The sequence below is a fragment of the Brevundimonas pondensis genome (genome assembly GCF_017487345.1).
GTDB lineage: Bacteria > Pseudomonadota > Alphaproteobacteria > Caulobacterales > Caulobacteraceae > Brevundimonas > Brevundimonas pondensis.
In genome coordinates this window covers 3,450,302-3,469,642 of the sequence record NZ_CP062006.1, presented here as the reverse complement: position 1 = coordinate 3,469,642, position 19,341 = coordinate 3,450,302, and the positions used below count along the sequence as shown (strand labels likewise).

18 protein-coding genes are annotated in these 19,341 nt (G+C 70.5%); 9 read left to right on the top strand and 9 right to left on the bottom strand.

Annotated features, from left to right (window positions below):
- Positions 1-44 precede the first annotated feature (44 nt).
- From murJ to IFE19_RS17060, 6 genes are all read right to left on the bottom strand, one after another.
- Positions 45-1,736 carry a murein biosynthesis integral membrane protein MurJ gene (gene murJ, locus IFE19_RS17085; protein ID WP_207824426.1) on the bottom strand — a complete coding sequence of 564 codons (1,692 nt, stop codon included), beginning with the start codon at positions 1,734-1,736 and terminating at the stop codon, positions 45-47.
- A gap of 31 nt (positions 1,737-1,767) precedes the next feature.
- Entirely contained in the window at positions 1,768-4,458 is a 2,691-nt protein-coding gene (gene glnD / locus IFE19_RS17080; RefSeq protein ID WP_207824423.1) for a [protein-PII] uridylyltransferase, read from the bottom strand.
- Positions 4,455-7,151 (bottom strand): DNA mismatch repair protein MutS, encoded by a 2,697-nt coding sequence (gene mutS / locus IFE19_RS17075; RefSeq protein WP_207824421.1) that lies wholly within the window; start codon positions 7,149-7,151, stop codon positions 4,455-4,457. The genes glnD and mutS overlap by 4 nt, the downstream gene beginning before the upstream one ends.
- 93 nt (positions 7,152-7,244) lie before the next feature.
- Positions 7,245-8,093, bottom strand: coding sequence for an aldo/keto reductase (locus IFE19_RS17070; protein ID WP_263972849.1), 849 nt, complete (start codon positions 8,091-8,093; stop codon positions 7,245-7,247).
- A 121-nt stretch (positions 8,094-8,214) separates the two neighbouring features.
- Entirely contained in the window at positions 8,215-8,847 is a 633-nt protein-coding gene (maiA, locus tag IFE19_RS17065) for a maleylacetoacetate isomerase (RefSeq protein ID WP_207824417.1), read from the bottom strand.
- Positions 8,844-9,500, bottom strand: coding sequence for a fumarylacetoacetate hydrolase family protein (locus IFE19_RS17060; RefSeq protein ID WP_207824415.1), 657 nt, complete (start codon positions 9,498-9,500; stop codon positions 8,844-8,846). Before IFE19_RS17060 ends, maiA begins: the two co-directional genes overlap by 4 nt.
- Before the next feature lie 156 nt (positions 9,501-9,656).
- Here IFE19_RS17060 and IFE19_RS17055 point away from each other — a divergent pair, with 156 nt between their 5' ends.
- The 3 genes from IFE19_RS17055 to IFE19_RS17045 all read left to right on the top strand — a co-directional run bounded on the left by IFE19_RS17055 (position 9,657) and on the right by IFE19_RS17045 (position 10,677).
- Complete coding sequence (locus tag IFE19_RS17055; protein WP_207824413.1) at positions 9,657-10,001, top strand: DUF883 family protein; 345 nt, start codon at positions 9,657-9,659, stop codon at positions 9,999-10,001.
- Positions 10,001-10,393, top strand: a complete 393-nt coding sequence (locus IFE19_RS17050; protein ID WP_207824411.1) for a phage holin family protein — start codon at positions 10,001-10,003, stop codon at positions 10,391-10,393. Before IFE19_RS17055 ends, IFE19_RS17050 begins: the two co-directional genes overlap by 1 nt.
- Before the next feature lie 107 nt (positions 10,394-10,500).
- Positions 10,501-10,677, top strand: a complete 177-nt coding sequence (locus IFE19_RS17045) for a DUF1328 domain-containing protein (protein ID WP_105562824.1) — start codon at positions 10,501-10,503, stop codon at positions 10,675-10,677.
- A gap of 65 nt (positions 10,678-10,742) precedes the next feature.
- On the opposite strand, the gene IFE19_RS17040 is transcribed toward IFE19_RS17045, so the two are convergent.
- A complete protein-coding gene (locus tag IFE19_RS17040; RefSeq protein WP_207824409.1) occupies positions 10,743-11,594 on the bottom strand; it encodes a metallophosphoesterase family protein in 852 nt (283 codons plus the stop codon).
- Complete coding sequence (locus IFE19_RS17035) at positions 11,594-12,526, bottom strand: diacylglycerol/lipid kinase family protein (RefSeq protein ID WP_207824407.1); 933 nt, start codon at positions 12,524-12,526, stop codon at positions 11,594-11,596. Before IFE19_RS17035 ends, IFE19_RS17040 begins: the two co-directional genes overlap by 1 nt.
- A 152-nt stretch (positions 12,527-12,678) precedes the next feature.
- Here IFE19_RS17035 and IFE19_RS17030 point away from each other — a divergent pair, with 152 nt between their 5' ends.
- The 4 genes from IFE19_RS17030 to IFE19_RS17015 all read left to right on the top strand — a co-directional run bounded on the left by IFE19_RS17030 (position 12,679) and on the right by IFE19_RS17015 (position 16,628).
- Complete coding sequence (locus tag IFE19_RS17030; protein WP_207824403.1) at positions 12,679-13,026, top strand: YMGG-like glycine zipper-containing protein; 348 nt, start codon at positions 12,679-12,681, stop codon at positions 13,024-13,026.
- 125 nt (positions 13,027-13,151) lie between these two features.
- Positions 13,152-13,613, top strand: a complete 462-nt coding sequence (locus IFE19_RS17025) for an OmpA family protein (protein ID WP_207824401.1) — start codon at positions 13,152-13,154, stop codon at positions 13,611-13,613.
- Between the two features lie 132 nt (positions 13,614-13,745).
- A complete protein-coding gene (locus tag IFE19_RS17020; RefSeq protein ID WP_207824399.1) occupies positions 13,746-15,923 on the top strand; it encodes a protein-disulfide reductase DsbD family protein in 2,178 nt (725 codons plus the stop codon).
- A 36-nt stretch (positions 15,924-15,959) separates the two neighbouring features.
- Complete coding sequence (locus IFE19_RS17015) at positions 15,960-16,628, top strand: thioredoxin family protein (RefSeq protein WP_207824396.1); 669 nt, start codon at positions 15,960-15,962, stop codon at positions 16,626-16,628.
- A gap of 85 nt (positions 16,629-16,713) precedes the next feature.
- Here IFE19_RS17015 and IFE19_RS17010 read toward each other — a convergent pair whose 3' ends face one another.
- The gene (locus tag IFE19_RS17010; RefSeq protein ID WP_207824394.1) at positions 16,714-17,190 is read right to left on the bottom strand and encodes a hypothetical protein; all 477 of its coding nucleotides are present in this window, start codon (positions 17,188-17,190) and stop codon (positions 16,714-16,716) included.
- Between the two features lie 157 nt (positions 17,191-17,347).
- Here IFE19_RS17010 and pgi point away from each other — a divergent pair, with 157 nt between their 5' ends.
- Entirely contained in the window at positions 17,348-18,952 is a 1,605-nt protein-coding gene (gene pgi / locus IFE19_RS17005) for a glucose-6-phosphate isomerase (protein ID WP_207824391.1), read from the top strand.
- Positions 18,949-19,338 (top strand): DUF4260 domain-containing protein, encoded by a 390-nt coding sequence (locus tag IFE19_RS17000; protein WP_207824388.1) that lies wholly within the window; start codon positions 18,949-18,951, stop codon positions 19,336-19,338. The genes pgi and IFE19_RS17000 overlap by 4 nt, the downstream gene beginning before the upstream one ends.
- Positions 19,339-19,341 lie beyond the last annotated feature (3 nt).

Here is a 19,341-nt window from a genome sequence, read left to right as displayed (position 1 = left end):
AGCCATGCCTTCGCGCTTATCGCCTCGGGACGCGAAGGGCAAGCTTACCGCCCCTTGCGGATCAGGCCCTTGACCTCGGCGACCGTGACCGCGCGGGTGGCGAAGGCCAGAACCACATAGGTCAGGCCGCCCGCCGCCACGACGACCAGCAGGGTCAGCTCCTTGGCGCCGTGATCCGCGCCAAGCGCGCCCAACAGGGCCTCGACCGGCGCCTGCAACACAGGCCGCGTCCAGGAGGCGAGGCCGACGACCAGACCCAGTCCGATGCTGGCCAGCAGTATCCGCGTCAGCCGCGAGGCCGCCGCAGGGCTCGGCCGGTAATGACCGCGCCGCCACAGGGTCGCGCCCAGCAACAGCACATTGACCCAGGCCGAGGCGCTGACCGCCGCCGCGATGCCTGAAATACCCATGCCGAGGTTGAACAGGGCGATGGCCAGGACCGCGTTCACCGCCACCGAGATCAGGGCGAAGGCCATGGGCCGCCGCGTGTCGCCGCGCGCGAAGAAGGCCGGGGCCAGGATGCGGATCAGGACGAAGGCCGGCACGCCCCAGCCGAACTGGAACAGGGCCTGGGCCGTGTTGACGGCGTCGACCTGCAGGAAGGCTCCGCGCGTGAACAGGGCGTCGATCAGGAAATAGGGCATGGCCATCAGGGCCGCCGCCGCCGGCAGGGTCAGGGCCATGGACAGGACCGCCGCCTCGTCCATCGAGGCCTGTTGCTGAGCGTGGTCCTGAGACGCCACCGCCGCCGACAGACGCGGCAAGAGGGCGATGCCGATGGCCACCCCGACCAGGCCGAGCGGCAGCTGGTACAGCCGGTCCGCTGTCGCCAGCCAGGTCCGGCCGCCCGCGACGAAACTGGACAGGTTCTGCGAGATGAAGACGTTGATCTGGGTCGCGCTGTTGCCGATCACGGCCGGGATGGCGGTGATGACGATGGCCTTCACCGCCGGGGTCAGCCGGGGCAGGGTCAGGCGGATGTTGGCCCCGGCCTTCCGCGCCGCCCACCAGCACAGGCCCGCCTGGGCGAAGCCGGCCACCAGCACCGCCCAGGAGGCGGCGTAGGCGGACTGGATCTGGTCCCCTTTCACCGGGATGACCGCCGCCAGCATGATCAGGTTCAGCAAGATGGGATAGGCGCCGGAAACGATGAAGCGCCCGCGCGCGTTCAACACCCCGTTCAACAGGGCGGCGACGGCCATGCAGGGCAGGTATGGCATGGTGATCTGGGTCAGGATCACCGCCAGCTTGAACCGCGCCGGATCGTCCAGGAAGCCGATGTTGATGACCGTCATCAGCCACGGCATCGTCAGCTGGGCCACGATGGTCAGGACCACGGTCACGGCGGCGACGGCGGCCAGGGCGTCGGTCGCAACCTGATCGGCCACGGCCTCGCCCTCGGTCTTCAAGGTCTTGGCGTAGGCCGGCACGAAGGCGGCGGCGAAGGCCCCTTCGGCGAAGATGCGGCGGAACAGGTTGGGGAAGTTCAGGGCGGTGTTGTAGGCGTCCGCCGCCGGGCCCGCCGAGGCCCCCAGAGCCGCAGAGATGACAACGTCGCGCGCAAACCCGGCCAGGCGGCTAAGCAGGGTCATGGCGCTGAAGATGGCCGAGGAGCGCATGACGCCCCCGCCCTTCACCGTGGTCGAGGCGGCCGGCGGCTGAACCACAGGCTCCACCGTCGCGTTCGCAGCCGGAACCGGGGCCGCCGGTTCGATGGGATCGGTCTTGTCGTTCACGGCTGGTCTCTATGCTCGCCCGACAAACGCCTTAGCGCGCCCTTGCCCCGCTGGATACGGGCTTGCGTTTGATCTCGCCTTCCAGATCGGAAACGTCGCGCACGCTGGCCCGGACCGGCGTGATGCGCCGTCCCGCCGGCCCCTGGGGCGCCCGGTCCAGAACCTCCAGCAGCCCGGCCTTCAAACCCTCCAGCCGCTCCGCGTCGGTCGGCTTCGCCCCGTCAGCGTCGGTGATGTAGAAGCCATCGACCGCCCGCTCGCCGAAGCTGGCCACGTGGGCCGATCGGGTCGAATAGCCGTGGGCGGAGATGGTCCGCGCCAGATCAGCCAGAAGACCGGGCCGGTCCGCCCCCGAGACCTCAACCACCACAGCGCTGGTCCCGGCCTCCATGTCGATGCGCACCACCGGTCGCACCTCGAACACGGCTCGGCGGGCGCTGACGCGCGGGATCTCGACCGCCGAGGCCCGCGCCCCCTTCTGCGCCGCCCGCTCCAGCGCCTTGACCAAGATGGACAGCCGACGCGGCTCGCGTCGGCCATAGGCCTCGCCCGCTCCGTCCTGCAGCTCGAACACGTCCAGCGCCGTGCCGTCCTCGGCCGTGGCCAGTCGAGCGCCGACCACGTCAGCCCCGGCCATCGACAAGGTCGCGGCCAGGTCGGCGAACAGACCGGGTCGATCCAGCGCCGCCACGGCCACGCGGGCAGTGGATTCCAGCGGTCCCTCGGCGGGCAGAGCCTCGACCGCCGCGCCTTCGCGCCGCGCCCGCTCCACCAGGGCCGGATGATCGACCAGCGGGTCCTCGCGCGTCACGGCGTCGCCGCGGAACAGGGCCTCGGTGGCCTCGAACAGGGCGCGCATCAGCTGGCCTTTCCAGCCGTTCCACACCCCCGGTCCCACGGCGCGGATGTCGGCCACGGTCAGGACCATCAGCATCCGCAGGCGTTCCGGGTCGCCCACGGCCTCGGCAAACGCCCGCACCGTCGAAGGATCGGACACGTCGCGCTTTTGCGCATAGTCGCTCATCAGCAGGTGATGGCGCACCAGCCAGACCACCAGCTCGATGCGGCGCGGGTCGACGCCCAGCCGCTCGCAGGCCCGGCGCGCGGCGATGGCGCCGTCCTCCAGCTGGCCCCGGTCGCCGCCCTTGCCGACGTCGTGCAGCAACATGGCCAGCATCAGCACCTCGATGTCGGCGATGCGGTGGATAATGGCCGTCGAGGTCGGGTGGTCGGCCTCCAGCTTGCCCCGCGTGATGTCGTTGATGATCCCCACGGCCTGCAGGGTGTGCTCGTCCACCGTATAGGCGTGGTACATGTTGAACTGGGTCTGGCCGACGATCCGCCCCCATTCGGGCAGGAACCGCCCCAGCAGGCCCGTCTCGTTCATGATCGACAGGACGCGATAGGGCCGCTGCCCATGCGCCAGCACCGTCAGGAAGGCCTCGGCCGCGCGTGGGTCGCGCCGCAACGCCGGCGTCACCAGGGGCAGGGCGCGGATCACGGCGGCGAAGGCGTCGGGGTGCAGGTCCAGATCCAGCCGGTCGGCCTCGACGAACAGCAGCAGCAGCCGCACCGGGTCATGGGCGAAGACCTTGGGTTCCGACACCGTCAGCCGCCCGCCCTCGCTGGCCAGGCCGTCGAAGGCCAGCTTGGCCCGCCGACGCGGGATCAGCCGCGACAGGCCCCGTGCCAGCCCTTGCGCCTTCTTCTGCTGGCGCGCCTCCAACTGGGCCGAGACGGCGCGGGTCAGGGCGCCGACCTCGCGCGCCACCTGGAAATAGCGGCGCATGAAGCGCTCCACCGCCAGCTCGTCGCCGCGTCCGCGCCAGCCCATGCGCCGGGCGATCTCGGGCTGGAAGTCGAAGGTCAGCTTTTCCTCGGCCCGACCCGCCGCCAGGTGCAGCTGGATGCGCACGCTCCACAGGAAGCCGATGGCCTCGCGGAAGCTGCGCAATTCCCGCGCGCTCAGCAGGCCCTCCAGCGCCGCCTGCCCCCGCTCGCTGTCGGGCGCCAGCGAGCGGGCGATCCAGAACAGGGTGTTCAGGTCGCGAAGCCCGCCCTTGCCGTCCTTGATATTGGGCTCGACGCGGTAGCGCACGGCCCCGGTCTTCTGCAGCCGGACATCGCGCTCCTCCATCTTGGCGGCGATGAAGGGACGGGGGTCGGCCTTGGCCACCTCGGCGCGAAACCGCCGCAGCAGGTTCTCGCCCAGCGCGGCGTCGCCTACCAGCACCCGCGCCTCCAGCAGGGTGGTCCGCACCGTCATGTCGCTGCGGGCCAGATCCAGGGTCTCGCCGACCGAACGCGAGGCCGAGCCGACCTTCAGGCCCAGATCCCACAGGACGTAGTGGACGAACTCGATCACCGTCGTGGCGCGGGCGCTGGCCGCCTGGCCGGGCCGCAGAAACAGCAGGTCGAGATCGGAAAAGGGCGCCAGGACGCCGCGGCCATAACCGCCGACCGCCAGCAGGCTGAGGCGATCCTGCGGCGCGGGATGCAGCACCTCGGTCGCCACCCGCCACAGGCTGGTCAGCATGGTATCGGCGGCGGCGGCGTAGAGGCGCGCCGCCTCCGCCCCGTCGATCCCGCCCTCCAGTCGCCGGGCGACGCGGGCGCGGTCGATAGCAAAGCTTTCGCGCAGAACCTCGGTGACGGCGGCGCGGGCGTCGGGCGCAGCGGCGGCCTGAACCAGACGCGGATCCAGAGCCGCCGCAGGGGTCACGAGCGCGACAGGCCCTTCAGCCGATACAGCGCCTCCAGCGCCTCGCGCGGGGTCAGTTCATCGGGGTCGATGCCGGCCATGGCGTCGTCCAGCGCCGAGCTGATGGGAACCGTTGCGGGCTCGGCCACGGCGGCGAACAGGGGCAGGTCGTCCAGACGGGCGCTCGCCGCCTTCTCATTCTCCAGCCGCTCCAGCACCTCGCGGGCGCGTCCGACCACGGCCGTCGGCACCCCGGCCAGCCTGGCCACCTGCACGCCATAGGAACGGTCCGCCGCCCCCGGCGCCGCCTCGTGCAGGAAGACCAGGTCGCCGTTCCACTCGCGCGCCTTCATCGACAGGTTGCAGACGTGGTCCAGCCGTTCCTCCAGCCGCGCCAGCTCGTGATAATGGGTGGCGAACAGGGTGCGGGCGCGGTTGGTCTCGTGCAGGGCCTCGGCCGTGGCCCAGGCGATAGCCAGACCGTCGTAGGTGGCGGTGCCGCGCCCGATCTCGTCCAACACGACGAAGCTGTGCGGCGTGGCCTGGGTCAGGATGGCGGCGGTCTCGACCATCTCCATCATGAAGGTCGAACGGCCGCGCGCCAGATCGTCGCCGGCCCCCACACGACTGAACAGCCGGTCCACCACGCCTAGCCGCATGGCGCGTGCGGGCACAAAGGCCCCCGCCTGGGCCAGCACCACCAGCAGGGCGTTCTGGCGCAGGAAGGTCGACTTACCGGCCATGTTCGGACCCGTCACGATCGACAGGCGCGAGGCCCCGGCGCCGTCGCCAGCCAGTCGGCAGTTGTTCGGGGTGTAGGGATCGCCCTGCGCCGTCACCGCCGCCTCGACCACCGGGTGGCGCCCGGCCTCGACGTCGAAGCAGAGGCTGTCGTCGACCAGGGGGCGGACGGCGCCGACCTCCTCGGCCCATTCCGCGAGCGCCGCGTGGGCGTCCAGCTCGGCCAGGGCCTCGGCCACGCCCTGCAGCGGCCCGGCCAGCCGCGCAACCTCGCGCCGCCAGTTCTCGAAGGTCTCGCCTTCCATGGCCAGCGCCCGATGCCCGGCCTGGCTGATCTTGGCGTCCAGCTCCGACAGCTCGACCGTGGTGAAGCGGACCTGATTGGCCAGGGTCTGGCGATGGATGAAGGGGCTGTCCGGCCCGGCCCGCAGCAGGTTCTCCGCCGCCTTGGCCGAGGCCTCGAGGAAGTAGCCCAGGACGGCGTTGTGGCGGACCTTGAAGGCCACGCCGCTCTCGGCCACGGCGCGGGCCTCAAGGTCGGCGACCACGCGGCGGCTGTCGTCGCGCAGGGTGCGGGCGGCGTCCAGCTCGGGCCGGTGGCCGGGGTTCACGAAGCCGCCGTCGCGCGCCAGATGCGGCGGCTCCTCGATCAGGCCGTCGCCCAGATCGGCCAGCAGATGCGACAGCTCCCCGTCCAGCGTCAGCCGGTCGAGACAGGCCAGCACCCGGTTCGGCGGTCCCGCCAGCGGATCACGCGTCGAGGCCGCGAACAGCCCGGCTAAGCCTTGCGCCGTCGTCAGGCCCGAACGGATGGCCGCCAGATCACGCGGCCCGCCGCGTCCCAAGGCCAGCCGCGAGGTGGCCCGCGCCACATCAGCCGACGAGCGCAACCCGTCGCGCAGATCGCGTCGCAGGTCGCGCCGCTCCAGCAGCCATTCGACCGCGTCCAGCCCGGCGTTGATCGCCGCCGGATCGCGCAGGGGCCGCGAAATCCGCTCCGCCAGCGCCCGCGCCCCGCCGGACGTCACGCTGCGATCGATGCAGTGCAGCAGGGAGCCGTCACGCTCGCCCCTCTGGGTGCGGTCGATCTCAAGGCTGAGACGCGTCGCCGGATCGATGGCCAGAAAGCCGCTCTCGCCCGAGCGGCGCGGCGGGGCCAAAGCCGGGATCTTGCCGGCCTGCGTCGTCTCCAGATAGGCGGCGATCAGCCCGAGCGCCGAGACCTCGGCCTCCTCGAAGGCGCCGAACCCATCCAGGGCCGAAACGCCGTAGAGCCGTTGCACCCGGTCGCGGGCGCCGACCGGTTCGGCCAGGGCCTGCGGCATGGCCTGAACCACCCCGCCGGAGCCGTCCAACGCCCCCTTCAGCGTCTCGTCCGAGAACAGACGGTCGGGCACCAGAACTTCCGATGGGCGGAAGGCCGCCAGCGCGGCGCCCAGATCGCTCAGGTCGCAGGCCACGCTGTCCACCGCGCCCGCCGACAGCTCGACCACGGCCACGGCGGCGCGGCCCTTGCGGATCGCCACGGCGGCCAGCCGGTTGGCCCCGCGCGCGTCCAGCAGGCTGTCTTCGGTCAGGGTGCCCGGCGTCACTACCCGCACCACCCCGCGATGCACCACCGCCTTGTGACCGCGCTTCTTGGCCTCGGCGGGGGCTTCCAGCTGCTCGCAGATGGCGACCTTGAAGCCCATGCGGATCAGCCGCGCCAGGTAGCCGTCCAGGGCATGGACCGGCACCCCGGCCATGGGAATGTCCTCGCCCTGATGCTTGCCGCGCTTGGTCAGGGTGATGCCGAGCGCCGCCGCCGCCTTCACCGCGTCGTCAAAGAACAGCTCGTAGAAATCGCCCATGCGGAAGAAGAGGATGGCGTCCGGCTGATCGGCCTTGGCCGCCAGAAATTGCGCCATGACCGGCGTCGTTCCGGCGTCGGGCTTCAGATCGGCTTGCGGGGGATGGGACAGGGGCGCGTTCATTGCCCGTCAGGGTGACGGATCGGCCCGTTCGTCTCAAGCAGGATCGGCGGCGGTCATGCACAGGGCGGCGACGAAAAGCGCCGCGCCTGTGGATCAGGCGGCGTTGCTGACGTGCAGGCGCAGGCGCGAGGTGACGGCGGCGGGGGCTTCGTCGAGGGCCAGGGCGTCCCAGTCGATGTCGGGCTTGGCCGCGTGCGAGGCGGCGACGATGGCGCGCAGCTCGGCCGCCGAAGCCACGCTGGCGATCACCTGGGCCACGCCGGGCAGGTTCAGGGCATAGGCCAGGGCCGCCTGCATCGGATCGACCCGCGCCTCGGCCAGACGGCGGCGCGTGCGCGACAGGGCCATGCCGTGCGCCGCCAGTTCCGGCGGCAGGCTGTCACGATTGGCGAACAGCAGCCCTTGAGCGAAGACCGAGGCCAGATGCACCTCGACGCCCTGTCCGGCCAGGTCCTCGATGACCCCGCCGCGCGCGGCGCGCTGGTCCAGAATGTTGCAGGCGACCTGCACCACGTCGGGCTGGAAGCGGCGGGCGATCAGGGTCGGGCCGTCCTCGACGGTGGCGACGAAGCCGATCTTGCGGAAGACCCCACGCTCCTTGAGCGCCGTCAGACGAGCCCACAGGGCGCGGCCCTCGGCTCCGGCCAGATCAGAGGCGTTCTGCACCAGGACGGCGTCGCCGCGCGGCAGGCCCATACGCTCCAGCGAACGGCGGGCGCGGGCCTCGACCCGGTCCAGGCCATCGGCCAAGGGCACGGTGCGCGCCGTGACGCGGAAGGGCGAAGGGAAGGGCCAGGCCTGGCCCAGCAAGCGCTCGACGTCGCCCTCGGGCCGGGTCGCCACCAGACCGACGCCCGCGTCGCCCGCTGTCTGCAGCAGATGGCGCATGGCGTCCTCCCGCTGGCCTGGGGGCAGCGGTCGGGACCGTTCGGGCTCAGTCACCACAGCGATGGCGAGCCGGTCGGCCGGAGAAGGCGGAACAGCGAATCTCACGACGCCGATCTTCAGCGCCAAAGCTTAAGGGAGATTGACCGAAATCAAGGCTGTTGGTGAACGAAGAGCCTTAATCCGCGTCCGGTTGATTGTCTGGATGCGCCGCGATGAAGGCCGGGTGCAGGTCCGCCCGCATCTCAATCTCCAGCAGACGCGGAAACGCCGCCAGATCAACGTTAAAACGGCGCGCCGAATAAATCTGCGGAATCAGGTAGCAGTCGGCCAGCGTCGGGGCGCCGCCAAAGCTCCAGCCCTCGCCGTGGCGCACCACCATCGCCTCCAACGCTGCAAACCCGTCCGCGATCCAGCGCCCGGCCCAGGCGTCCACGCCCGCCTGATCGGCGCCCAGGTCGCGCACCGCCTTCAGCACCCGCAGATTGTTCAGCGGATGGATGTCGCAGCCGATCAGGGCGGCCATGGCCCGGACGCAGGCCCGGTCGGCGGCGCTCGACGGCAGCAGGGCCGGGGTCGGATGCATCTCCTCCAGCCATTCCAGAATGGCCGGGCTCTGGGTCAGGACCAGACCGTCGCCGGTCTCCAGCGCCGGGACCAGACCTTGCGGATTCAGCGCCAGATAGGCGTCGGACTTCTGCGCCCCCGTGCGCAGATCCACCGGCGCCGTTGCATAGGCCAGGCCCTTCAGGTTGAGGGCGATGCGGGTGCGATAGCTGGTGCCCGAGCGCCAGTAGCCGTGCAGGATCATGACTTCACCGTGAAGCTGAGCGGGGCCAGACCGTCAATGCTTGCCTCGACCCTATCGCCGGGAACCACCGACCCGACGCCCTCGGGCGTGCCGGTGAAGATCAGGTCGCCGGGCTGCAGGCGCCACAACTCATTGGCCTTGGCCAGAATGCCCGCCGGGTCCCAGATCATGTCCGACAGACGCCCCGACTGGCGCGTTTCGCCGTTGACCTTGAGCGTGATCGCGGCGCCGGCGTCGGGCAGGAGGCCCAGCGTCAGGGCGCCGCAGGGGGCCGACTGGTCGAAGGCCTTGCTCGCCTCCCACGGCCGGCCCTTGGCCTTGGCCTCGGCTTGCAGGTCGCGCCGGGTCAGATCGACGCCGACAGCCCAGCCCGCAATCGTTCCGCCCTCGCCGATGGCGGCGACCAGCTCGACCTCGTGGTGCAGGTTCTCGGTCGCCGACGGATAGGCCGGATCAGCCCCGTCGACGACCAGCGCGTCGGCGGGCTTTGAAAAGAAGAAGGGCGCGGGCTTGTTCGGGTCGGCCCCCATTTCGCGGGCGTGGGCGGCATAGTTCTGGCCGACGCAGAGAATACGTCGCACGGGGAAACGACGCGCCTCATCGATGATGGGCAGGGACGGCGCAGGCGCGGGCGGGAACAGCCATTGGGTCATGACGTTGTTCTAGGACGGTGCTTCGGACGACGCCAGAAGGCGGTCGCATGACGGCCTTGGCCTGCGGCTTTGCAGGAACCTTGGTCGTCGGTGTGGCGTTCGGGGCGGGGGTTCTCTATTTAATCGTCAAGCTTACAACCCAGCGGAGCGCGCATCATGGCCACGACCAAGGCTCGGGAAGACATCAAGAACGACCTGAAGACCCTCAAGGAGGATCTGAAGACCGGCGCGCGCGAGGAAACGCAGCGCCTGAAGGCCAAGGCCGCCGAAGCCGAAGCCCGCCTGCGCGAGCAGGGCGAGGAACTGCGCGAGAAGGCCCGCGGCTACTACGACGACGCCCGCGTGCGCGGCCGTGAATATTACGACGACGCCGCCGAGCGCTTCGAGGAAGCCCAGCGCTATGTCGTCGAGCGCGTTCAGGAACGTCCCGTCCAGTCCACCGCCATCGCCCTCGGCGTCGGCTTCGTCCTGGGCCTGCTCATCGCCGGTCGTCGCCGCTGATGTTCGGGCGGGGGCTGATCAACCGCGCCGTCGCGACCTTCATCGCGGGCGGCGCGGCTTTCGTGGCCATGGTCGCCCTGGGGGCCACGGTCTATTATCTGCTGGCGCTGGTCGTCCCGCCCCTGGCGGCGGCGGCCATCACCTCGGGCCTCTTCGCCGTGATCGCCCTGATCATCGCCCTGGTCTTCGTGCGCCGCGCCCACGGCGAGGACGAGGAGGAGGATCAGGAGCCCGAAAGCCTGGGCATGCGCGCCGTCCACCTGTTCCAGGACCGCCCCCTGCTGGGCGTAGCCGCGGCCCTGGCCGGCGGCTTCATCTTCCTGCGCAACCCGGCCCTGGCCACCATGGTCGCGGCGGCCTTTACTGAAAAGAGCCGCCAGCGCCGTCGATAAACGGCGGAACGGTCAAGTCTTCGAAGCGTTGTTCTCGGTAGGTGGAACGATCGGCACAGAACGGTCGATGGTTTTACCTCCGTCAACAATGTTTCGGAGGACTGTCCATGCTTCGTTGGGCCATCATATTCTTTATCATCGCCTTGGTCGCCGCTGTCCTCGGCTTCGGCGGAATCTCGGGCATGTCATTCGAGATCGCCAAATTCATCGCCATTATCGCCGTGATCCTGTTCGTGGTCTCGCTGGTCATGGGCGGCATGCGCGGGCGCGGCCCACGCGTCTGACGCGACCCGTTCAGTCTTGAATGAAGAGGCCCCGGCGACCCCGGGGTCTTTTTCATGCCCGGCGGTCAGGTGGCGGCGGCTTCCATCTCACCGGGCGTGGCCGGATCGGGCGCCGTCTCGGCCCGGCGCGTGTCCTGACGGCGCGGCAGACGCCAGGTCTGGTGATCCTCGAACCGACGCCCGGTCCAGACCACCGCCGTCACTACGATCTCGGCGGCGTCCCATTCGATGCGGTTGAAGCTCGGCGGCGCCCCGCGCTCACGATGCGACAGCGTCCCGCAGCCTATGGCGTAGGAACAGCGGTCCGACAGATCGATGCCCAGAGCAAACGGCACATGGACATGACCCGTGGTGATCAGATCGACGCCCGCCTCGGCGAAGATCAGGGCCGCCTGATCGCCGCGCTTGACCTCGCCGGTCATCGGAGCGCCGATCATCTCGATCAGAGGGTGGTGACAGGCCAGAATCCGCAGCGCCCCGATCGGCGCATGGCGAAGGGCCTCCGCCGCCCGGCGCGTCTGGTCCAGATCGATGACGCCCTTTGACCAGTTCGGCCGGGCCTGCCAGCCGCGCGCCGTGGTCACGCCACGCACCATCAGGTCGGGACGCTTGAACTCGTGATCATGGGCCGGGTGGCCGGTCGCCCGCTCGAACGCCCGCCACGGCCAGAACAGCCGCGCCATCACATCCCAGTAGGGCACGTCGTGATTACCCACGGTGACGAAGACCGGCTGAGGCATGGCGCGAATCCATTCACCCGCAGCCTCGAACTCTGCGGGCAGGCCGCGCTGGGTGATATCGCCGGTGATCAGCACCAGATCGTGCGGCGTCGCATGGGCGTAGTCGAGCGCGGCGGCGACGGCGTGCTGATGCTCGCAACCGAAATGCACGTCCGAGAACTGGAGCACCCGCCCCATCAGAGGCTGTCCTCGCCGGCCGGCGGACGCGGCGCCAAGGCCCGGAAGGCGCGCGGCTGGAAGGTGACGGCGGCCTCGCGGCCCAGCAGCATGGGCTCGCCGTCGATCACCGCCGGGATCTTCGAGCGCGCCGCGACCCCGATCCAGCGCGCGGGCCGGGTCGTTACATTGGGATCGTGACGCCAGTCGTCGAACAGGGCGTGCGCCGCCAGACGGAAGGCCTGGGCCGCATCGGACGGGTTCATAGCCGCCGCCTCCAGCCCGTCGCACTTCACCATGGCCTTGGAGATCAGAGGGCTGATCAGCACCAAAGCCTCGGCCCGGCGCTTGTCGCCGCCGTCCAGACTGTATCGCAGGCGACCGGTGAAGGCCCGCTTCAACGCGCGCCGCCCGTACATCCAGGCCAGTTTCAGCTTGCCGGTGCGCATGGCCTCGCGCGCGGGCGCCCACAGGGCAGGCGAGCCCAGGATGGCCGCGCAATAGAAGGCCTCGCCCTCGACCACGCCGCCGGCCACCACCATCGGCTCGCCCTCGTCCAGCGCTCGCCGCAGGGCCGCCTTCCAGTCCGCCGTGCCGTACAGGGCCTTGGGCAGCATGTTCATGGTGCCGCCGGGCAGGGGCGCGATCAGCGGACCCTTCATGCCCGCCTGCGCCGCCACCGACCGCGCCGTGCCGTCTCCGGCCAGGACGAACAGAACATCCGGACTTGCCGCCAGGGCCGTGGCGATCTGATCCGGAATTCCAGGTCCCTCCAGCGTCGTCACCGTCGCTTCGCAATCATATAGCGACAGGATGGCCTCGGCCTCGGCGGCGGCCTGGGGGCCGACCCCGCCGGACAGGGGATTGACCACGATCGCCACCCGGCGAACCGAGGCGTGCAGGGCGTGACGAGGCGTGTCGGGAGAAGCGGCGGGCGCGGAAGCGTCGGTCATGGGCGGCGAACGCCCGATTTCCCGCGCCGGTTCCGCCCGACCGCCCCGCCGAACAAAATAATGTGAAGCTTGTCGCCCCTGCCCCGGAACCGCCGCGTTTTCCCTGCGTTCTGTCAGCCTCAGGGGAGCCCCCTCGGACGAAGGACAGATCCATGAACAAGGCGATCATCGCCATCGCCGGCGCCGGCCTTCTGGTCACCGCCTGCGCCAGTGACCCGTATTACGGCGGCGGCAACAACGAAACCGTTCGCCAGGGCGCCATCGGCGCCGGCCTCGGCGCGGTGGCCGGCGCCATCATCGGCAACAATGTCGGCGGCGGCAACGCTGCGACCGGCGCAGCCATCGGCGCCCTCGCCGGCGGCGCCGCCGGCGCTATCCGCGGCTCCAATCAGGACCGCAACAACCAGCAGCGCTATCGCGACAATCAGGGCCGTTATTACTACTGCTACGATAATCGTCAGACCGAGTGCTACTGGGAGAACGGCCAGCGTCGCTACTAAGACGACACTGGCGCCCGAAGACTTTTCGGGTCAGGTTTCAGGGGCGGTCCGCGAAGGCGGGCCGCCCTTTCTGCTTTCGTAGTCTTGCGCGCCCGGGGCTGGGCGTTCTGTCGAGGGGCTGACCGATGAAACCCATCCTCCCTGCCGCCGCCGCGAGCGGCCTGATCCTGGCCCTGTTGGCGGGCTGTTCGACGCCCGGCGTCTACAAGAAGCGCAGCGATCTGGTCAGCAATCCCGCCGCCTGCGCCGCCAAGCGGTTCGAGGTCTATTTCGATCAGGATCAGGCCCGCCTGACCACCGCCGCGCGCGAGGCCATCAGCCTGACCGCCACCCAGCTTCAGGGCTGCGACGTCACCAAGGTTCAGGTCCTGGGCCTGGCCGACGCCCGCAGCGGCACCGCCGCCGCCAACCAGTCCTTGTCGGAACGCCGCGCCCGTTCCGTGGCCGAAGCCCTCGCCGCCGCAGGCCTGCCCGCTCCCGCCTTCGAGGTCGCCGCTGGCGGCGCCGAGGGCGCCTTGGTCAACGGCGTCAACGACCCCCTGCGCCGCCGCACCGAAGTGGTGATCGAGGCCGCCCCCCGGCGCTAGGCCTTCCTGACGCGAGGGGCTTCCCCCGGGCTGCGACAGCCACCGCCCCGCCTGCGACGATGCGGGACGGTGGCTGTCGGGCGGCTGGGCGTTTAAGGTCGGCGCCTGTTTTCCATCGCCCGGTGCCGCCCCTTGCGTCTTCTCGTCGCCCTTCTCGTCTGGCTGACCTTCGCCGCCTCGGCTTCGGCGACGCCCTCCGCCCTGGATCAGGCGCTGAAGGCAGGCGCCGCCCCGGTCGCCGCCGGGCCGCAACGCACGGAACGGATCGAGGCCGAACTGGTCCCCATGAGCGCCTGGGCCACGCCCGGCTCGACGGCGATCGTCGCCGTGCGCCAGAAGATCAAGCCCGGCTGGCATACCTACTGGCGCAACCAGGGGGATTCCGGCGGCCCGACGACGCTCAGCTGGAGCCTGCCGGACGACGTCGTCCCTGGCGACATCCTGTGGCCCCTGCCCGAACGCCAGCGGCTGCAGAGCCTGATGAACTACGGCTACTCGGATGTGGTCTTCCTGCCCGTGCCGCTTCGGGTCCCCGCCTCTGTGCAACCCGGCCAGATCCTGACCTTGCGCGTCACCGCTCACTTCTATGTCTGCAGCGACGAGATGTGCGTGCCCGAGGACCTCGACCTGGCCCTCAGCCTGCCGGTGCGCGACGGCGCCGCTCCGCTGGACCCACGCCACGGTCAGGCCATTCAGGCCGTGGTCGCCTCGGCCCCCCGTCCCGCCGGGATCGAGGCCCGCGCCGCCTTCGCCGACGGCCGACTGACCCTTACCGCCGTCGGCGGACCGCTGGCGGACGCCCCGCCCAAATGGGCCTATTTCTTCCCCTTCGAGGGCGGGATCATCGACCACGCCGCCGCCCAGGCCGGTCAGCGCGGGCCGCAGGGCCTGACCCTGACCCTCGCCCCTGGGCGCGGCCTGACCGCCAACGGCCTGAAGCCGCCGCTGGCCGGGGTCCTGTCCACCGATCTCGGCGCCTGGGAGATTTCGGCGGAACAGGGCGCGGCCCTGGCCGGGGCCTCGGGCGAAGGCCCCATCGGCGACGGCGAGGCGGCGCAGAAGCTTGCGCCCGGCGCCACGACCATCGCCGCCTTTCTTCAGGCTGCCCTGTTCGCCCTGCTGGGCGGGCTAATCCTCAACCTCATGCCCTGCGTCTTCCCCATCCTGGCGATGAAGGCGGCCGCGCTCAGCCGCTCGGCGCATGAACCGGCCGAGGCTCGCCGCGACGGTCTGGCCTTCCTGGCGGGCGTGCTGGCGACCTTCCTCGTTCTGGCCGGGGCGCTGCTGGCCCTGCGCGCGGGCGGTCAGGCCCTGGGCTGGGGCTTCCAGCTGCAGTCGCCCGCCGTCGTCGCCGCCCTGGCCCTACTGATGCTGGCCGTGGCCCTGAACCTGTCGGGCGTCTTCCAAGTCGGCGCGGGCCTGCAGGGCGCCGGCCACGGCCCGCTGGCTCGCCTGCCGGGCGCTGCGGGGGCCTTCTTCACCGGAGTTCTGGCCGTGGTCGTCGCCGCGCCCTGCACCGCCCCCTTCATGGCCTTCGCCCTGGGGGCGGCCCTGCTGATGCCCTGGCCCATGGCCCTGGCGGTCTTCCTGATGCTCGGCCTCGGCCTGGCCCTGCCCTATGTCCTGATCAGCCTCAGCCCGCGCCTGCTGTCGCGTCTGCCGCGCCCCGGGCCGTGGATGGAGACGCTCAGGAACCTGCTGGCCTTCCCCATGTACGGCGCCGCGCTTTGGCTGGCCTGGGTCTATGGCCGTCAGACCGCCGACGCCCTCGCCCTGCTGTTCGGGGCCGGCCTGATGCTGGCTCTGACCCTGTGGCTCTACGGTCGGTCGCAGACCGCGCCCGGCAAGGGCCGCCTCGCCGTGGTCGCCGCCGCCCTGTTCCTGGTCGTCGCGCTGGGCCTGGGCGTCCTGGCCGCCCGCGCCGCGCCGGCCTCGAGCGAGCCCTCCGCCTCCTCCGCCCACCTGGCGTCGCAGCCCTGGTCGGCGCAAGCCGTGCAGGCGGCCCTGGCCGAAGGCCGTCCGGTCCTGGTCAACTTCACCGCCGACTGGTGCGTCACCTGCAAGATCAACGAGGGCGCGGCCCTGTCCTCGTCCCGCACGGCCGAGGCGATGCAGGCGGCGAACGCCGTCTATCTGGTCGGCGACTGGACCCGCCGCGACGACGCCATCACCGCCGAACTGCAACGCCACGGCCGCTCGGGCGTGCCGCTCTATCTCATCTATGCCCCCGGCCAGGCCGAGCCGCGCATCCTGCCGCAACTTCTGACCGAAGGAGCCGTCGTCCAGGCCCTGAAAGACGCTGCCCGCTGAGTTTCACCTGCCCCATGACCTGAAGGAGACCATCCGATGATCCGTATGCTGACCGTCGCTTCCGCCTCGCTTCTCCTGCTCGCCGCCTGCCAGCAGCAGCCCGCCACCGCGCCCGACAAGGCCGTCCCCGTTGCGACCGAAACCACCGCCGTCGCCGGTCCGGGCGACATGGCCCCGGCCTTCACCCTGGTCGACGCCGAAGGCGTGCAGCGCTCGCTGGCCGACTTCAAGGGCAAGACCGTGGTGCTGGAGTGGACCAACGAGGGCTGCCCCTTCGTGAAGAAACACTACAGCGGCGCCATGCAGGCCCTGCAGCGCGAGGCGACCGCCGATGGCGTGATCTGGCTGACCATCATCTCCTCGGCGCCGGGAACCCAGGGCTTCGTGGAAGGCGAAGAGGCGAAAGCCTGGAAGGCCAAACACCGGGCCGCCTTCACTCACCTGCTGCTGGACCCGACCGGCGAGACGGGTAAGCGCTATGACGCCAAGACCACGCCCGACATGCGCATCATCGATCCTGAAGGCCGGCTGATCTACGTCGGCGGCATCGACGACAGGCCGACCAACAAGGTCGAGGATCTGGAGGGCGCCAACAACTTCGTCCGCACCGCCCTGGCCGACGCCAAGGCCGGCCGCCCCGTCCAGACCGCCTTCGCCCAACCCTACGGCTGTGCGATCAAATATGCGGAGACGGTCGCGAGCTGAGCGTCCGCGTCAAACGCGCTCCCACCGGGCCTCAAGCAGCCCGAAGGGCGGTAGGCTCAACAAAGAAGCCTGAACCGTCCGTCATTCAGACGGCCGGTTTAGGCGGCGAGGTGATGACCTCGACGTTGTCGTTCAGCAGATAGGCCAGCTCTTCCAGCGCCACCTTTCGCTCGGCGGCGTTCGGCGCCGTTTCGACGGCGGCGACCTTTTTCGGCATGTCTTCCGAGATGCCGCGCAGGATGCATTTCAGGTCATTGTCCGTGCCGCGCTCCTTAAGCACCAGATGGCCCTGCAGGTCGCGGGCGGCCAGGTCGCTCGCCTGAGCTTTGAGGCCGGTGAAGGCGGCGCCGCTCAGGAAGCCCTCGGCGTCGGCCTCGCCCGAGGCGATCCAGCCGTCGACGATCGCCTTCAACGAGCCCGAACGGGCCACCAGATCAGCGAACAGAGGCTCATGAGCCACCGAGACAGGGGCGTCGGCCGCGACGGGCGGCAGGGCGGCGGCTTCAGCCACCGAAGGGTCGCTGAGCAGCAGGGCGGCGGCGAGGATGATTCCGCAGGACATGAGGGGATCCCTTTGTGACTGGCGGCCGGACGAAGAAGACCAATTGGAAATCCAAGTTGACCGGGTCGTTGATTGAACTCTTCTGGGCCTGAGCCGTAAACATGGGCTTGCAAGCGCCGTACCAGCCCTTTTGGGACGGCCGAGGGGGGAGACGAGGATGCCGCACGCCGCCTGGACCGAACTGGAGGCCGTCGCCCGCCGCGACGCCGACGCCCGCATCCTCGATCAGTTCGCCGCCGATCCCGACCGCCTGACTCGCCTGTCGCTCGACGCCGCCGGCCTGCACCTGGACCTGTCCAAGCAGAGCTGGACCCGCAGCGGCTTCGAGACGGCCCTGGAACTGGCCCGCGCCGCCGACGTCGAGGGCCGTCGCGCGGCCCTGTTCGACGGCGAGGCCGTCAACGCCACCGAGGGCAGGGCGGTGCTGCACCCGGCCCTGCGCGCGCCCGAAGGGGCTGATTTCCACGCCCTGGGCGAAGCCGTTTCAGCCGAGGTGGCGACCGTGCGCAGCCAGATGCGCGACTACGCCCACGCTGTCCGGTCCAGTATCGAGACGGGCGCGACCGGCCGTCCCTTCAAGGCCGTGGTCCATATCGGGATCGGCGGGTCGGACCTGGGGCCGCGCCTGATCTGGGACGCCCTGCGCCCGCTCGAGCCGGCCATCGACATCCGCTTCGTCGCCAATATCGATCCGCGCGACATGGCCGAGGCCCTGACCGGACTCGATCCCGAGACCACCCTGGTCGTCGTCGTCTCCAAGACCTTCACCACCCAGGAAACCCTGGCCAACGCCGAGGCGGCCAAGGCCTGGCTGGCCGCCGCCCTGCCGGCCGAGGGCATGGAGCGGCACTTCATCGGCGTCACCGCCGCGCCGGAGCGCGCCGCCGCCTTCGGCTGCGGCCGCACCTTCGCCTTTCGGGACTGGGTCGGCGGGCGCTACTCCCTGTGGTCGGCCGTCAGCCTGTCGTGCGTCATCGGCCTGGGCTGGGAGGCGTTCCAGGGCTTCCTCGACGGCGCCGCTGCTCTGGACCGGCACTTCCTCGAGGCCCCGCTGGCGCGCAACGCCCCGGTCCTGATGGCCCTGGCCCAGATCTATAATGTCGACGGCCTGCACCGCCCCGCGCGCACCGTGGCTCCCTACGCCCATGGTCTGCGCCGCCTGCCGGCCTTCCTGCAGCAGCTGGAGATGGAGTCCAATGGCAAGCGGGTGCGTCGCGACGGTTCTCCCGTCGGCCGCCAGACCTGCCCCGTGGTCTTCGGCGAGCCCGGCACCAACGGCCAGCACGCCTTCTTCCAGCAAATCCATCAGGGGCCGCAGGTTGTCCCGGCCGAGTTCGTCATCGTCGCCTCGACGGACGGCACGACCTCGGAGAGCCCGCTCTGGGCCAACGCCCTGGCCCAGGGGCAAGCCCTGATGCAGGGCAAGACCGAGGCCCAGGCCCACGCCGAGCTGATTGCGAGCGGCGCGCCCGACGCCGAAGCCGAGGTTCTGGCCCCGCACAAGACCTTCCCCGGCAACCGCCCCTCGACCGCCATCCTCATGGAGCGGTTGACGCCGCAGACCCTGGGGGCCCTGATCGCCCTCTATGAGCACAAGACCTTCGTCGAGGGCGTGATCTGGGACATCAACAGCTTCGACCAGTGGGGCGTCGAGCTGGGCAAGGTCCTGGCCAGGGCCGTGCTCACGGACGTGGCGGCGGGCGCCCCCTCGCCAGCCCTCGACCCCTCGACCGCGGCCCTGCTCGACCGGCTGCTGAAATGACCGTCGTCGCGCCGGTCTGGCAGAGGCTGGAGGGCCTGGCCCTGCTGGCTGTCTCTGTCCTGGCCTATGCCCGGTTCGGGGAGGGCTGGCTGCTGTTCGCCGTCCTCTTCCTGACGCCGGACCTGTCCTTCTTCGGCTATCTGGCCGGACCGCGCGTCGGGGCGTGGGCCTACAACCTCGCCCACGGCCTGATCGGGCCCCTGCTGCTGGCGGCGACAGGCGGGCTGACCGGCGACGGACTGTCCATCGCCCTCGCCCTGATCTGGCTGGCCCACATCGGCTTCGATCGCGCCCTCGGCTACGGGCTCAAGTCGCCGGACGGCTTCGGCGTCACCCATCTGGGCCTGATCGGAGCCGCGCGTCGGGATCGACGCGCGGCCGCCTGAGCC